The sequence below is a fragment of the Kitasatospora sp. NPDC002965 genome (assembly GCF_040611255.1).
Lineage (GTDB): Bacteria > Actinomycetota > Actinomycetes > Streptomycetales > Streptomycetaceae > Kitasatospora.
Genome location: NZ_JBEXNT010000179.1, coordinates 1 through 14,855, shown reverse-complemented (window position 1 = coordinate 14,855; position 14,855 = coordinate 1). Strand labels below are relative to the sequence as shown.

General features: G+C 71.9%; 10 protein-coding genes and 2 pseudogenes. 9 read left to right on the top strand and 3 right to left on the bottom strand.

Going from position 1 to position 14,855, the window contains the following annotated elements:
* Positions 1 to 279: 279 nt before the first annotated feature.
* Entirely contained in the window at positions 280 to 696 is a 417-nt protein-coding gene (locus tag ABZY91_RS38285) for a YrdB family protein (protein ID WP_355408409.1), read from the top strand.
* Between the two features lie 146 nt (positions 697 to 842).
* Entirely contained in the window at positions 843 to 1,571 is a 729-nt protein-coding gene (locus ABZY91_RS38280; protein WP_355408407.1) for a DUF5995 family protein, read from the top strand.
* Positions 1,572 to 1,600: 29 nt separating this feature from the next.
* Here the strand turns inward: ABZY91_RS38280 and ABZY91_RS38275 are convergent, their stop codons facing one another.
* Complete coding sequence (locus tag ABZY91_RS38275; RefSeq protein WP_355408405.1) at positions 1,601 to 2,926, bottom strand: FAD-dependent oxidoreductase; 1,326 nt, start codon at positions 2,924 to 2,926, stop codon at positions 1,601 to 1,603.
* 249 nt (positions 2,927 to 3,175) lie between these two features.
* Between ABZY91_RS38275 and ABZY91_RS38270 the strand changes: the two genes are divergently transcribed.
* Positions 3,176 to 3,892: a flavodoxin family protein gene (locus tag ABZY91_RS38270; protein WP_355408403.1), complete on the top strand. Its 717-nt coding sequence runs from the start codon at positions 3,176 to 3,178 to the stop codon at positions 3,890 to 3,892.
* An 863-nt stretch (positions 3,893 to 4,755) separates the two neighbouring features.
* On the opposite strand, the gene ABZY91_RS38265 is transcribed toward ABZY91_RS38270, so the two are convergent.
* On the bottom strand, positions 4,756 to 7,815 hold the full coding sequence (locus tag ABZY91_RS38265) for an RNA 2'-phosphotransferase (protein ID WP_355408401.1): 3,060 nt from the start codon (positions 7,813 to 7,815) through the stop codon (positions 4,756 to 4,758).
* A gap of 271 nt (positions 7,816 to 8,086) precedes the next feature.
* Here ABZY91_RS38265 and ABZY91_RS38260 point away from each other — a divergent pair, with 271 nt between their 5' ends.
* The 4 genes and pseudogenes from ABZY91_RS38260 to ABZY91_RS38245 all read left to right on the top strand — a co-directional run bounded on the left by ABZY91_RS38260 (position 8,087) and on the right by ABZY91_RS38245 (position 10,367).
* Entirely contained in the window at positions 8,087 to 8,284 is a 198-nt protein-coding gene (locus tag ABZY91_RS38260; protein WP_355408399.1) for a hypothetical protein, read from the top strand.
* Positions 8,281 to 8,478, top strand: coding sequence for a hypothetical protein (locus tag ABZY91_RS38255; RefSeq protein WP_355408397.1), 198 nt, complete (start codon positions 8,281 to 8,283; stop codon positions 8,476 to 8,478). Before ABZY91_RS38260 ends, ABZY91_RS38255 begins: the two co-directional genes overlap by 4 nt.
* 192 nt (positions 8,479 to 8,670) lie before the next feature.
* Positions 8,671 to 9,168: pseudogene (locus ABZY91_RS38250) on the top strand (hypothetical protein); the annotation flags it as partial.
* Positions 9,169 to 9,473: 305 nt separating this feature from the next.
* On the top strand, positions 9,474 to 10,367 hold the full coding sequence (locus tag ABZY91_RS38245) for an RIO1 family regulatory kinase/ATPase (protein ID WP_355408395.1): 894 nt from the start codon (positions 9,474 to 9,476) through the stop codon (positions 10,365 to 10,367).
* A 236-nt stretch (positions 10,368 to 10,603) separates the two neighbouring features.
* Here ABZY91_RS38245 and ABZY91_RS38240 read toward each other — a convergent pair whose 3' ends face one another.
* The gene (locus ABZY91_RS38240; RefSeq protein ID WP_355408393.1) at positions 10,604 to 11,881 is read right to left on the bottom strand and encodes a serine hydrolase domain-containing protein; all 1,278 of its coding nucleotides are present in this window, start codon (positions 11,879 to 11,881) and stop codon (positions 10,604 to 10,606) included.
* Positions 11,882 to 12,738: 857 nt separating this feature from the next.
* Here ABZY91_RS38240 and ABZY91_RS38235 point away from each other — a divergent pair.
* Both ABZY91_RS38235 and ABZY91_RS38230 read left to right on the top strand, forming a co-directional pair.
* Positions 12,739 to 13,857: pseudogene (locus ABZY91_RS38235) on the top strand (family 2 encapsulin nanocompartment cargo protein terpene cyclase); the annotation flags it as partial.
* A 15-nt stretch (positions 13,858 to 13,872) separates the two neighbouring features.
* Positions 13,873 to 14,775: a geranyl diphosphate 2-C-methyltransferase gene (locus tag ABZY91_RS38230; protein ID WP_355408391.1), complete on the top strand. Its 903-nt coding sequence runs from the start codon at positions 13,873 to 13,875 to the stop codon at positions 14,773 to 14,775.
* Positions 14,776 to 14,855 lie beyond the last annotated feature (80 nt).

The following is a 14,855-nucleotide window of genomic DNA, read 5'->3' as shown; positions in this document are numbered from 1 at the left end:
CCGGCGACCCCCCCCCCCCCGCGCGCGCCCCCCCCGCCCCGCCCGCCCGGCCCCCGCGTCCGGTGGCGGCCCGCGGCGTTTCCACCGGAGGACGATCCGACGGATCGCGGCCGAGCCCGTGGGCGCCGCCGCGTCGCCCCGCCGCGTCGCCCCGCCGCGCCGCCCCGCCGCGTTCCACTCCGTGTCGCTGCGCCCCGTCGCCGCGAGAAGCGGTGGCCACCCTGCCCGCCGCACCGGGCCCGGTGGCATGCTGGGGCTACCGATACAGAGGAGGCGCGCGTGGCGGGGGACAACGTCGGTGAGGCCGGGCCCGGTGCACGGCCCTGGTACGCCGCCAACGAGGTTCTGGCCTTCCTGATCGAACTCGCCGCCTTGGGCTCGCTGGGCTGGTGGGGGTTCGGCGCAGGCCACGAGGGCGTCCTGCGGATCCTGCTCGGGGTCGGGGCGCCGACGGCGGGCATCGCGCTCTGGGCGCTGTTCGCCGCCCCCCGGGCACGGCTGCGGCCGGGGCTTCCGCTCGTCCTCGCGGTCAAGGCGGTGGTGCTCGGTGGCGGCGCCGCCGCTCTCTGGGCGGTGGGGCACCCCGTCGCGGCGGGAGTCATGGCGGGCGTGACGGTCGCCAACATCGCGGTGGCCGAGACCTTCCGCACGTCGGCCGTCGACCGCGCTCCCGGAGCGGCCGCACCCGCCGGGTGACGGGAGGCGACGCTGCCGTACGGCGGTTCGGGTGACCGGGGGCGGTGTGTCCGGGCGGCGCGCGGGCCCGGTGGCGGTGCCCGGTGTGTATACGTGGCAGCCGGTGGGCCGACCGCCCGCCGGAGACCGCTACGGAAGGGAACCCCATGACCCAGCCACGGGCCAGGGCCGCGCAGAGCGTCGACGAGGTCATCGAGCGGATGCGCGCGATCAAGGCCCGGCTGGACCCGCGCGACGGCGTCGCCTGCTTCAACCGGATGTACCTGCGCGTCACCGAACTCGTCGGCGAACGGTTGACTGCCGGCTCCTTCCAGGACCGGGCGTTCATCGAACACCTCGACGTCGACTTCGCCAACCTCTACTTCGACGCCGTGGACGCCGCCGAGACCGGGCGCCCGGTCAACGCCGCCTGGCAGCCGTTGTTCGAGGGCCGCGCCGACCGGGTGGTCTGGCCGATCCAGTTCGCGTTCGCCGGGATGAACGCCCACATCAACCACGACCTCGCGCTCGCCGTCGTGACCACCTGCATCGAGTGCCGCACCACGCCCGACACCCCGCCCGTCCATGCCGACTACCTCAAGGTCAACGAACTGCTCGCCCAGGTCGAGGCCGAGGTGCGGGCCTCCTTCGAGGTGCAGATCGGCAAGGCCGACACCCGCGCCGCCGAGCCCCTGAAGCACCTCGTCGCCAGCTTCTCCGTCGCCCGCGCCCGGGACGCGGCCTGGGCCACCACCGAGGCCCTCTGGCACCAGCGCAACCTCCGCCCGGTGTACGACGCCACGCTGACCGCCGTCACCGGCACCACCGCCCCCGCCGGACGGATGCTGCTCACCCCCGTCCTGCCGCCGGCGGAGCAGCCGGACGGCGACGTCTGACACCGACCTCCCACTCGCACGCCGACGGCTCAGCGCAGCGGGTCGAACGGTGCCAGCACGGCCGGGGGCCGCCCCGTGGCGACCGCCTCGGCGAGCAGCCGTCCGGTGGCCGGGCCCAGCGTCATCCCCCACATCCCGTGCCCGCCCGCCGCGAACACCCGGGGCGAGCGGGTGGCGCCGACCAGCGGCAGCCCGTCCGGCGTGCACGGCCGCGAGCCGACCCACACGTTCCGGCGGTCGTCCAGATCGGCCCCCTCCAGCAGCGGTCGCGCCGCCTCCGCGACCGCCCGGACCCGGCGGCCGTCGAGCGGTGCGCCCGGCCGGCGGAACTCCATCATCCCGGCCACCCTCAGCCGGTCGCCCAACGGCGTGCAGGCCACCCGCTGCGCCGGGAAGTACACCGGCCCGGCCGGGGGCCGGCGCACCGCCACGTCGAAGCTGTAGCCGCGCCCCGCCTGGACGACCGACCGCACGCCGAACCGGCGTGCCAGGTCCCCGAGGTGGACGCCGCCCGCCAGCACCACCGCATCGAAGTCCTCGGCGTCCCCGTCTCCGGTGAACAGCTCGACCCGCCCGCCCCGGTCCCGGAGCGCCCCGACGGCGGTGCCCGGCAGGATCGTCCCGCCGCGTCCGCGCACGGCCTCGGCCAGGGCGTGCACGAATCGGCCCGGGTCCAGGTACCGCTGGCCCTGCAGCAGCACCGCCGCGCCGATCCGCTCCGAGAGCGCCGGCTCCACCGCCCGGGCCTGCCCGCCGTCCAGCAACTCGTGCTCCACCGGCTGGCCCGCGACCCGCAGGTGGTGCAACTCCGCGACCAGACCCCGCCGTTCACCGGCCGTCCGGAACGCGGCGAGGAACGAGGCCGCCGGGAGCGTCCGTGCCGCGACCCCGCCCGCCGCCAGGAGGTCGAAGGCCGGCAGCGCCAGCCGGTTCAGCGGGACCAGCGCCGCCATCCCGCGCCGCCACCGACCGGGTGTGCTGTGCCGGACGAACCCGGCGAGGAACCGCATCAGCCCGGGGTCGGTGCTCGGGGGCACGTACACCGGGGAGGCCGGGTCGAACACCGCGCGCAGCCCGAAGCGCAGGACCGCCGGTTCCGGCAGCGGGGACGCCAGCCCCGGCGTCAGCCACCCGGCGTTCCCCCGGGACGCGCCCGCGCAGACGTCCTCGCGGTCGAGGACGGTGACCTCGACGCCGTGCTCCTGGAGGAACCAGGCGGTGGCCAGCCCGACCATCCCGGCGCCGACGACGGCGACCCGGCGCGGGTGCGCGGGACGCGCGGGGGAGACGGGGGCGGTGGGCGAGGCGTGAGTACCGGGAGTACCGGGAGTTCCGGGGGAGGCGTTCGGGGCCATGGGCGCTCTCCTTCTGCTGTCGCTGTCGTCCGGGCCGAGGGGAGGGGACGGAACGATGGTGACGCGTGCAGGGGGCGGGCGTCGTCGTCCCCGAGGGTGGTCCTGCCGGCCCGGCCGGGACCGGCGTCCCCCCCCCGCCCACCGGTACGCGCCCGGGTGCCCGGCAGCCCGGTCGGCGCAGCCCGGCGGGCGCGGCCACGGGCGCCGGGGTGGACTGGTGGGTGACCGTCCGCCGTGGAAAGGCCGCCGATGTCCTCGCCGCCCGCCGCCTACAACGACCTGCGCGCCCTGGTGATCAACTGCACCCTCAAGCGTTCACCCGAACGCAGCCACACCCAGGGCCTGATCGACCTCAGCGCCGGGATCATGCAGCGCCAGGGCGTCCAGGTCGACGTCCTGCGGGCCGTGGACCACGACATCGCCACCGGCGTCTGGCCCGACATGACCGAGCACGGCTGGGAGACCGACGACTGGCCCGTCCTCTACAGCCAGGTGATGGCCGCCGACATCCTCGTCCTGGCCGGCCCGGTCTGGCTCGGTGACAACTCCTCGGTCATGAAGAAGGTCGTCGAACGCCTCTACGCCTGTTCCTCCGTCCTCAACGCGGAGGGCCAGTACGCCTACTACGGCCGCGTCGGCGGCTGCCTGATCACCGGCAACGAGGACGGCGCCAAGCACTGCGCGATGAACGTCCTCTACTCCCTCCAGCACCTCGGCTACACCGTCCCTCCGCAGGCCGACGCCGGCTGGGTCGGCGAGGCGGGTCCCGGCCCGTCCTACCTCGACCCCGGCTCGGGCGGCCCCGACAACGACTTCACCAACCGCAACACCACCTTCATGACCTGGAACCAGCTCCACCTCGCCCGCATGCTCAAGGACGCCGGCGGCATCCCCGCCCACGGCAACCAGCGCTCCCAGTGGGACGCCGGCTGCCGCTTCGACTTCGAGAACCCCGAACACCGCTGAGCCGTCACGCCTCCGTGGAACCGGTTGCCCGGGAAGGCCCCCGTTTGGTGACCAGTGTTCGTCGCCGTGTTTCCACGTGCCGGACCGGCCGACCTCAGGGTGGAGTCGAGGGCTGATTGGCTGGCAGGCCCAGAGGACGAGCCCGCACGGAACGCGCAGTGGCGGCCTGGACACGCTCGACCCAGGGGCGCAGCTCGCGAGTGTGTACTCACGAGCGGCGACGAAGTGGCGCGGATGGTCTGCAACGCGGTGGTGCTCTCGGCGTAGGCGGTCCATAGCGCGCTCGCGGTCCGGGTGAACTGGTCGAGGTCCTCGAAGGCCGGGACGTGGCCGGGCTGGGTGAGTGCATGCAGACGGTCCTGGTGTATGGCAGCCGAGTTGGACACCACAATGAGGTGGGCCCGCCGCCTGTGCATCGCTGCGCGCAGCAGCGGGTCCTTGACCGGGAGACGGACCGAAGCCTTTTCCAGTTCGACGATGGGCCGGCCCCAGGCTTTCTCGATCATCACGTTCGCGCTGTCGAGGCGGAGGTATAGGGCTGGCCTCCAGGGCGTCGGGGGTTTCGCTCGGGTGGTCGTAGCTGCCGATGACCTGGGTCCAGGTGCCGAGCTGGGTGTGTGCGGCCGGGATCACCTGGTCGACCGACCAGCCGTTGGTGTCGGCCTTCGACATGCCGAAGCGCCAGGTGTTGCCGGGGGCTTCGTACCATAGGACGAACTTGCTGACGAGGCTGCCGTCCTGGTTCGCGGCGCCGCCAGTGGGTGTGCCCGCGTCGAGCTTCACTCTGGCCGACACCGTGCCCCCCGAAGCGCCGTGCAGAGCGGTCCTGTCGGCCCCAAGGGACGAGCAGGACCGCTCTGGGCTCAGTGCGCCGAGAAGAGCTGGTGGAGTGGCATTACCGCCAGTGCCCCGGCCGGCACCGCGTCGATCAGCCAGGTGGTGCCCCCGGCGTAGCGGCATTCGAGGCCGTGGGCGGCCGGGTCGTGGACCGACAGCAGTACGGCGGGACCGTGTCGCCGTCCGGCGAGGACCGCCGTTCGTGGATCGGTGGTGAGGTGGACGGCCTTGCGTGCCATCGGCCGCAGGCCCTGGCGGAGTTGGAAGATGTCACGCAGGTTCACCGAAGCCGTAGCGTGGTACAGCACTCCGTCCGGTGCCCCGACTGCGTGGTCGTCGGGTGCGGACGTGGTGTGGCCGTAGCGAGCGCGGATCAGGTCGTCCCAGACTTCGAAGCGCGGCTCGTCCAAGGCTTGGGCGACGGCCAGCACCTCTGCGGACGACGCGGGCTGCCCGGCCTCCGAGAGGGCGGACAGGAGGTCGTCGAGCCGTGCCCAGCCCTGCGGGTTCGTTGGCAGGTGCGGGTTGTGACGCAGTTGGTAGGCAAGCGCCTTGCTGATTCGCCACTTGCGTCCGAGGTTGAGCTCCCGCAGCGGCGCGCCCCCTGGGGCGCCGCGCCGCTCGGCCCAGGCGTCGCGCAGGGTGACGGCCACCTCGTGGACGGAGCCCCACTCCGGGTGGGCGCTGATTTCGTCCAGCATGGCCTCGCCGTGCCGGCGGAGCGAGGGGTCGCTGCTTCGATCCGTCAGACACCGCACCGCCCTGACGACCAGTGAGGCGCGGTAGACGGCCCAGATCCGTTCGACCTCCGCATCGTCGTACGGCTCACCCGTGCACTCGCGCAGCGCTTCGACGTAGCTTTCGAACACCTCACGGCGAAGGTCCCAGGACCCGGGTGACAGGGCTGGCACGTCGTCCGTCAGCTGGGCCAGTTCACACCCGACCGGTTCGTGGCCCGTCGCCTCCAGGTCGATAGCGACGATCTTTCCGTTGTCGGTGACGAGCCAGTTGAACGCGTGTGCGTCCCGACGGGGAAGTGTGGGTGCGTCGGCCAGCAACGCCCACCAGCTGTCGAAGGCCTGGTCGACAAGCTTGTCCGCGCCCTTGGGGAAGACGTCGCGGAGCCACATCCGCACCCGACCGCGCACCTTGGCACGCACCTTGGTGGGCCTAACATCGCCTGGCCGGGGAGCGGCGTGGATGTAGGCGAGGAATGCGGCCGACTGCTTGAGCAGGTCCGCGGATGCGTCTTCAGTCTCGGGGGAGAGCAGCTCGGCGAGCACCTTTCCGTGCTCGAACCGTCGGACGGTGATCACGTTCACGCTGGGCGCGAGGCCGGAACGGCTGCTCAGCTCGTCCGCGTCCAGGGTGGTGATCAGGTCACTGGTGCGGAAGCGGGTGCCGGCGCCCACGCGGTCGAGTGTGGTCTGTACGGCCTGCGCGGTACGGGTGTCGCGTTCGACGTTGTCCGTGTGCGTGGGCTTGAAGACCAGGGTGGACGAGGCGAAACCCAGGTGGTCCTCGACGGTGACCACGTTGCTGCGGCCACCGAGGTTGCGCCGGGTCACGTCTGGGCTGGTCATTGCGCGGGTGGCCGCCCGAGTGTAGTAGAAACCCGCGTCACCGTCGGCGAGTGCCCGGACCCAGGAGGCGGGATCCGGGACGAGGCCAGCCAGCCGGGCTTCCAGCGCGGCGCGGTCGGCGGGACTGACACTCCGCCGGAGTTCGGCCTCCCGGCCCAGGACGACTAGGGGGACACACGTCGACGGGTCGTCGGCAGCCTCCCGCACGAGCCGTATTACCCCCTCGGCCCAGTACTGGGGCGAGGCGCTCAGCGCCGCCACATGGAGCAGGTCGTCGGCGTACCGCATCCGGCTCGGCGTGTCCGTCAGGGCGGTACCAGCCGTGCGGCCCTCCAGGAGGTCGAGGACCGTACGGCGCAGTTCGAGCCGGGTCGGGGTCGGGTGCTCGACGAACTGTGCGCACGCTCGGTGCCAGTCGGCGAGAAGACGCCTGATCAGCGGCTCTCCTGAGCCCTTGAACCGCTCATTCAGGGCTCCGAGGACCAACTCCGGGAACGACGACGCCGGGGCCCCAGTACCGACGAACCGCTGTACCTGCTGTTCGAACCCGAACTGGCTCGGCAGGCCGCGCAGCGCGAGCTGGACGGTTTCCGACTCGGGTACCGCGCGTGCCTGGGCGACGATGGTCAGCAGGAGTGTATGGCGTACCGCCTCCCCACTGACGAAGTTTCGGATCACGTCGAGGGTGGTGGCAGCCTGATCGAGGTAGTGAGCGGTCCGTTCGTCCATCGGGCGCCCGTCGGCCAGCCGCAGCCACGCCTCGGCGATGTGCAGTCGCCAGGCGGTGCTCTTCTCGGCGTCGGTGAACTCCCGGTGCGCCTCGATGATCTGGCCCAGGTACCTGCGGTCGCCGGTGCTGTCGTGCAGACGCAGGAAGCCTTCCAGCAGGTACGGCACGGCGTCGGTGACCTTGTTGCCCTCCTCGATCGAGCGTCGGATCAGCCCGACGGACCGCGACAGCTCGGCCGTGCCGACCGGTTCGAACCTGCTGAGCAGCACCGGGCCTTGGCCGAGCCGTCCGCTGAACTGGTGACGAGCGTTCACGCTGGTCAACTCGCTATCGTTCACCACGGCGTCCAGGTACACCTCGGCCAGACGCAGTGCGCGAGAGAACACCGTGGGCCGCTGCCAGGTCACGTCGAGCGCGTGCTGATGCAGCTTGGTGCCGATCCGCTGTCGGACCACGTGAAGCGTCTTCGCGAAGTGCATTCCGGGTGGAAGCCCCTGCGACGTCGCGGCCGGCCGACAGAAGCCGTGCTCGAACACCAGCAGCTCGAGCAGCGGACGGCTGTCATCGCCGAGGAACTCCTGCCAGAGTTCGAAGATCCGGCGGGCCGGCGTCTGCAGGTTCACGATGGTCGACACCCACGGTGCTCCGCGGAGCCGGATCCACTCGGAGGAGGTTTCGTCGAGCGAGCACCCGAGCCAGTGCAGAAGGGTGACGAGCTCGGGACAGTTCTTCTCCAGCGCGAGACGGATCTCCGCCTCGGAGAGGCCGGACACCGGAGGCGGTGTCCGGCGCGCAAGGTCCAGCGGCGTGACTCTTTTATCCACGTTCACCGGGGGAGTCTAATCGGTTCTCCTGACAGGTGGTCGGATGGGCAGCAGGCCCTCAGCCCGTGAGGGCGTCGGCGGTCAACATCGCTGATCGGTCGGCGTGTTGACGGCTTGGGTCGGTCGGTGAAGCTTGAGGAATACGTTGGTTCGGCAGAAGGGGCGTCCTGGTGTACGCGTAAGGTTGTGTCCGACCTCGTACGTGGCGAGTTCTTCGGCCGTGCGGTCACTGCCCCTCGGCAGGTCCTGCAATGCCTGGTGGCACCTGCTCCTCGAGCAGTGGGAGGCGGTCGGTGCCGGGTTCAAGGACCTGGAGACCCAGCACGCGGCCATGCAGGTCCTGCTCCGGCAGTCCGTTGAGGCGCTGAAGGCAGCCGCCGCGCTGCCGGACCGGCCTGCCCCGGACGGACGGGGGTGAGGATGGCCCTGTGGCGGGTCATGCTCGCCCCGATCACGCCCCTGCGGGCGCTCCGCCTCCAGCGGCTCAGCCGCTCTCCGTTCGCGTTCGACAGCGCTTGGCAGCAGGCCAGGATGCAGTGCGCGCCCGACGAGGTCGAGTACCTCTTTCAGCGCCATCTCCAAGAGACGGAGGCCCGCTGGCCTGAGCCGTAGAGAATGGTCTCCACCTCGGGCGGACGGCGTTGGGGTCACGTCAGGCAGACACTGTTGGCCAAGGCTCACTGATTGCGTCCTGTTGCCTGCGGCAATGGGGCGCAGTCACGAGCGTTCGAACGCTCGGACAGGAGAGGGTGCTGGACCTTTCCGGATATCGTGGCTGTTCAGATAGGGTGCCAGAGTGTTCCGCCGGTCTGGCTCGGTGACAACTCCTCGGTCATGAAGAAGGTCGTCGAACGCCTCTACGCCTGTTCCTCCGTCCTCAACGCGGAGGGCCAGTACGCCTACTACGGCCGCGTCGGCGGCTGCCTGATCACCGGCAACGAGGACGGCGCCAAGCACTGCGCGATGAACGTCCTCTACTCCCTCCAGCACCTCGGCTACACCGTCCCTCCGCAGGCCGACGCCGGCTGGGTCGGCGAGGCGGGCCCCGGCCCGTCCTACCTCGACCCCGGCTCGGGCGGCCCCGACAACGACTTCACCAACCGCAACACCACCTTCATGACCTGGAACCTCCTCCACGTGGCGAGGATGCTCAAGGACGCCGGCGGCATCCCCGCCCACGGCAACCAGCGTTCCGAGTGGGACGCCGGCTGCCGCTTCGACTTCGAGAACCCCGAGCACCGCTGCGGGAGCGCCTCCGGCGGCCGGCGGACGGGGACCGGCCCCGGTGGGAGGGGGAGATAAACGGGTTGCGCCGGGGGAGGCAGCGGCTTAGGTTCTGGGTGTCCTCGCCGATGCGGTGCGAGGAGTCGATGACGAGGAGGTGTGTCCGGATGGTTGCCGCCGTGATGCGGCGCGCCTTCGTGCGCGCGCCATACGCCCCCCTCGTACGTCTTCTCCCCACCGGCTGACAGCGCGTCGCATCGGTCGCGCCCCGGTGGGTCATCTCCTCAGGAGCCACCGCAGTGCGCGAGCGTTTTTCCGACAGTGATTCCTTCTCCCGTATCCGTCCCAGGGGCGGGTCCCGGCGCGGCCGCCGGTCCGAGGGGATGGACGGGTTCGACGGTTTCGAGCCCGAGTACTTCCCCGCCGGGACGGCCGACACCTCCGAGGGCCTCGACGAGTCCGCCCTCCTGTCCCCGCCCTCCGCCGACGGTCCGGCGGAGGGCGACCGCTGGTCCACCTGGGACCGGTCCACCCCCACCGAGAAGGGGCCCGAGCCGCGGCCCGCCTGGGTGGTGACCGAACTCGCGGCCGTGGACACCGAGCTCGGGATCGTCAAGACGGGCAAGGAGGCCGACGTCTTCCTGCTGGAGCGCGGTGTCCCGGGCACCGGGCGGCGCACCCTGATGGCGGCCAAGCGCTACCGGGACTCCCAGCACCGGATGTTCCACCGCGACTCCGGCTACCTGGAGGGCCGCCAGCACAAGGAGTCCAGGATCTCCCGGGCGATGGCCAAGCGCACCGCGTTCGGCAAGGAGGCCATCGCCGGCCAGTGGGCGGCGGCCGAGTTCTCGGCGCTCTGCCGGCTCTGGACGGCGGGGGTGGCCGTGCCCTACCCGGTGCAGATCACCGGGACCGAGATCCTGATGGAGTTCGTCGGGACCGCGGACGGCACCGCGGCGCCCCGGCTCGCCCAACTCCGCTCGGAGGAGGCCGACATCGGGGATCTTTGGCGCCAGCTCGGCCGCAGCCTGTCGCTGCTGGCGGCCGACGGCTACGCGCACGGGGACCTGTCGGCCTACAACATCCTGGTTCATCAGGGCCAGTTGGTGATCATCGACGTCCCGCAGATCGTGGACGTCATCGCGAACCCGCGCGGCCTGTCGTTCCTGGAGCGGGATGTGCGCAACGTCGGCGCGTGGTTCGTGTCCCGGGGCCTGCCCGAGCGGAGCGTCGAGGAGCTCATCGACTCGCTGGCCCGGGACACGCGCCTGCGGTAGCCCGTCGCCGGGGCAGGCCCCGGCGACGGGTATGTCCGGCGCGCCTGCGGTGGTGAGTCTCGCTCACCCGTCGGCAGGAGTTCCTGGGCCGCGATCGACGCGCCCGCCGCGCCGCAGGCGCCGCCCAGGACCCCGCCGACGACGTCCGCAGGCCGCCGGTGCACTTCCGGCCGCCTCCCCGTTCCCCGTCAGCCGCGTGGACGGTGAGTCACACCGCCGCCGTCCGGCCCGACTGTTCAGCGGCCGCCACAGAAAGCCGTTTCGAGGAACGCCCGCATCGCCGTGATCTGGGCGGCCTCGTCCTGCTCGTCGCCGCGGCCGGTGTACGAGAGCGCGACCTGGCGGTTGGCGGTGCCCCAGAGCTGGGTGTCGTAGCCGAAGATGCCGCCGTTGTGCCCGAGCACCGGTCCGCACGAGAGCTGGTATCGCGCCAGGCCGAGGCCGTAGTCGAGCTGGTGCCCGCCGGGCTCGGTCGGCACCGCGTCCGTCATCTCTCGCATCAGCCAAGCGGGCAGCAACTGTCCCCTGAGTAGAGCTCGTTCGAAGCGGACCAGGTCGTCGGTGCTGGAAATCAGCGCCCCCGCGGCGCCGGCCCAGGTGGGGTTGTGCTCGGTGACGTCCACGTACGTCTTGCGGACCGGCCCCGCCTCGTCGACGATCGTCCAGTACCCGTGGGCGTGCGGGCCGGGGATCGCGCTCGCGCTGCCGGGGAACGAGCTGTCGTCCATCCCGAGCGGCCGCAGGACGCGCCGGGTGATCTCCTGGCCGTACTCGCGCCCGGTGGCCTTCTCGATCAGGAGGCCGAGCAGCGCGTAGTTGGTGTTGGAGTACCGCCACTCGGCGCCCGGTGCGAAGTACGGCGCGTGGGCGGCGGAGGCCGCGACCAACTGGCGGGCGGTGACGGTGCGCTGTAGCCCGCCGTCCGCGTACCAGGCGCGGAACACCGCCGGGTCGAACAGTTCGGGGAAGATGCCGCCGCTCTCGTTGGTCGGATCCCAGAGCCCCGACGTGTGGTTCAGCAGCTGGCGCACCGTGATGTTCGCGCCGTTCGGCACGAGGCCCGGCAGGTGCTTCTCCACGGCGTCGTCCAGACCGATGCGGCGCTCGCCGACCAGTTGCAGCACGGTGGTGGCGACGAAGACCTTGGTCACGCTGCCCGCCCGGAAGCGGCCGTCGCCGCGTACGGGCGCGCCGGTCGCCAGGTCGGACACCCCCGAGGCGCCCCGCCAGACCCCGCCGCGGTCGCGGATCTCGGCGATCGCCGAGACCGCTCCGGCGGAGGTCAGCGCCGCCAGGGCCTGCCGGCGCTGCCGGGCGGCGGACCGGTCGGACCGGCCGTCCCGGCCCTCGGCCTCGGCCGCGTCGGCGGTCTCCGCGGACTCGGTGGACTCGGTGGGTTCGGCCGCTTCGGCCGTGGACGGGGCACCCGCCGCCGAAGCGAGCGCGGGGGCCGCGGGCGCGGCCAGGACGAGACAGGCCGCTGCGGCCACGACGTAGGCCAGGCGACGTTTCACGGGTTTCTCCTCGGTTGTGGGCGAACCGCGTCCGCCCCGACCTCAGCCTCGCGGCTGCTCGCCACCGGATCGTCGCCCTGACTGAGGACCCGCTCCTCGGCCCCCGGAGGTACCCGCATACGCCGCCGGAAGGAGACCGCACCGCAGGGAAGTTGTACCCCGGTCGGCTGCCGCGCCCGAATCCCGGCGGACCCGCCGGCCCGTTCACCGGCCCTGTCCACCGGCCCTGTCCACCGCCCGGACGGTCGCCCGGGGGGGCTGTCGGGAATCGAACTGAAGTGAGCTCTACCGAACGTGGGATCGATTTCGGCCGGGGGTGATGCCGTGCGTGGCGCCCGTGTCCGGGCGGTGGCGGGTTTCGGATCCGGGGGATCGGCGCGGGTTCGTGTGGTCGGCCGGATCCGCCGACAGGTGGGGGAGGGTGCCCTGGCGTGCGGGGAAGCCGTTCCGGCCCCGGGCGGAGGGAGGTCGGACGGTCGACGATTCCCCGCCGGTGCGCTTCAAACGCGGTAGGTGGATACGTTCACCCGATCGGGTGTAGAAGATCGTTCGGCTCGTTCCAGACCTGCCACCCCGCCTACCGTTGGGAAGCGAGCGAGACGGGTCCGCTTGCGGAGATCCCGTTCACGCCGGGTTATATGACGATCCGTCATCCCCTGTAGTTCCTTCTCGGAGGGAGGCTCCCCCATGCCCCTGGGCACCAGGCCGGAGACGCCGCGGACGCCGTGGCGCGCGCGGTTCGTCCCCGCCGCCGCGCGGCGCGTACCGGAGGACGTTCGGACCGTGGCCGAGCGAGGCGTGCCGGAGCACGTCCGGACGGAAGCGGTGCGGTCGTGAGTTCCGTGGCCCTGGACCGGATCCTCCGCGGTCCCAGCGGGCTGGGCACGGCGGGCCTGCACTTCGCGCCGCGCGACGAGGCGCCGGTGGTGGCCGAGGCGTCCGGTGCGGACGATGGCGAAACGTCACGCCCGGCGCCCGAGACGGGCCCGCCGAAGACCGGCGACCCGATCCCCGGCCTGTACTGGCACCCGGTGGCGGAGCCCGACCCCGAGCGGGTGGCGGAGGTCAGCCGCCGGATCAAGGCCTGGGCGGAGGACGAGGTCCAGCTCTACCCGCCGGAGTGGGAGGACCAGTTCGACGGCTTCACGCTCGGCCGCTACATGGTCACCTGCCACCCCGACGCCCCGACCGTCGACCACCTGATGATCGCGACGCGGCTGATGGCCGCCGAGAACGCCGTCGACGACTACTACTGCGAGGACCACGGCGGTTCGCCGGTCGGCCTCGGTGGGCGGCTCCTGCTCGCCCACACCGCGCTCGACCCGCTCCACACCACGCAGGCCTACAGGCCGGACTGGGCGGAGTCCCTCGGGTCGGACGCCCCCCGGCGCGCGTACCGCTCCGCGATGGACTACTTCACCCGCACGGCCACCCCCGCCCAGGCGGACCGGTTCCGGCACGACATGGCCCGCCTCCACCTCGGCTACCTCGCCGAGGCCGCCTGGTCGGAGACCGAGTACGTCCCCGAGGTGTGGGAGTACCTGGCGATGCGCCAGTTCAACAACTTCCGCCCCTGCCCCACCATCACGGACACGGTCGGCGGCTACGAACTGCCGTCGGACCTCCACGCCCAGCCCGCCCTGCAGCGGGTCATCGCGCTGGCCTCCAACGCCACCACGATCGTCAACGACCTGTACTCCTACACCAAGGAGCTCGCCAGCCCCGGCCGGCACCTCAACCTGCCCGTGGTGATCGCCGAACGCGAGGGCGTCTCCGAGCGGGACGCCTACCTGAAGGGCGTCGAGGTCCACAACGAGCTCATGCACGCCTTCGAGGCGGAGGCGGCCGCCCTGGCCGCCGCCTGCCCGGTACCGACCGTGGTGCGCTTCCTGCGCGGCGTCGCCGTCTGGGTCGACGGCAACCACAACTGGCACCAGACCAACACCTACCGCTACAGCCTGCCTGATTTCTGGTAAGCGAGGAGATGACCGATGACCACGACCGACATCACCCCCCTGAACGGGTCCGCCCCCTTGAACGGCACCGCCACCGTCCCCGGGCCGGCCACCCCCTACCAGGGCGACATCGCCCGCTACTGGGACCATGAGGCACGGCCCGTCAACCTGCGCCTCGGCGACGTCGACGGCCTCTACCACCACCACTACGGCATCGGCGACGTCGACCACTCCGCGCTGGGCGAGCCGGGAGACAGCGAGCGCGAGAAGAAGGTGATCGCCGAGCTGCACCGGCTGGAGTCCGCACAGACCGGCGTCCTCCTGGACCACCTAGGCGACGTCACGGCCGGCGACACGCTCGTCGACGCCGGCTGCGGCCGCGGCGGCTCCATGGTGATGGCCCACCAGCGCTTCGGGGCCAAGGTCGAGGGCGTCACGCTCTCCGCCAAGCAGGCCGACTTCGGCAACCGCCGCGCCCGGGAGCTGGGCATCGACGACTCGGTCCGCGCCCGGGTCTGCAACATGCTGGCCACGCCGTTCGACACCGGCTCGGTCCGCTCGTCCTGGAACAACGAGTCCAGCATGTACGTCGACCTGCACGACCTCTTCGCCGAGCACTCCCGCATCCTGTCGGTGGGCGGCCGGTACGTGACCATCACGGGCTGCTGGAACCCCATCTACGGCCAGCCGTCGAAGTACGTGTCGCAGATCAACGCGCACTTCGAGTGCAACATCCACTCCCGTCGCGAGTACCTGCGGGCCATGGCCGACAACCGGTTGGTGCCCGCCGCCGTCATCGACCTGACCCCGGCGACCCTGCCCTACTGGGAGCTGCGGGCCACCGCGTCCTCGCTGGTCACGGGCATCGAGGAGGCGTTCATCAACTCGTACCGGGACGGCTCCTTCCAGTACGTCCTGATCGCCGCCGACCGCGTCTGACACGACGGCGTCCGACGCGACGGCGTCCGACGCGCACCGCTGTCCGCCGCCCGCGGCCCGGCCACCCGCCGGGCCGCGGG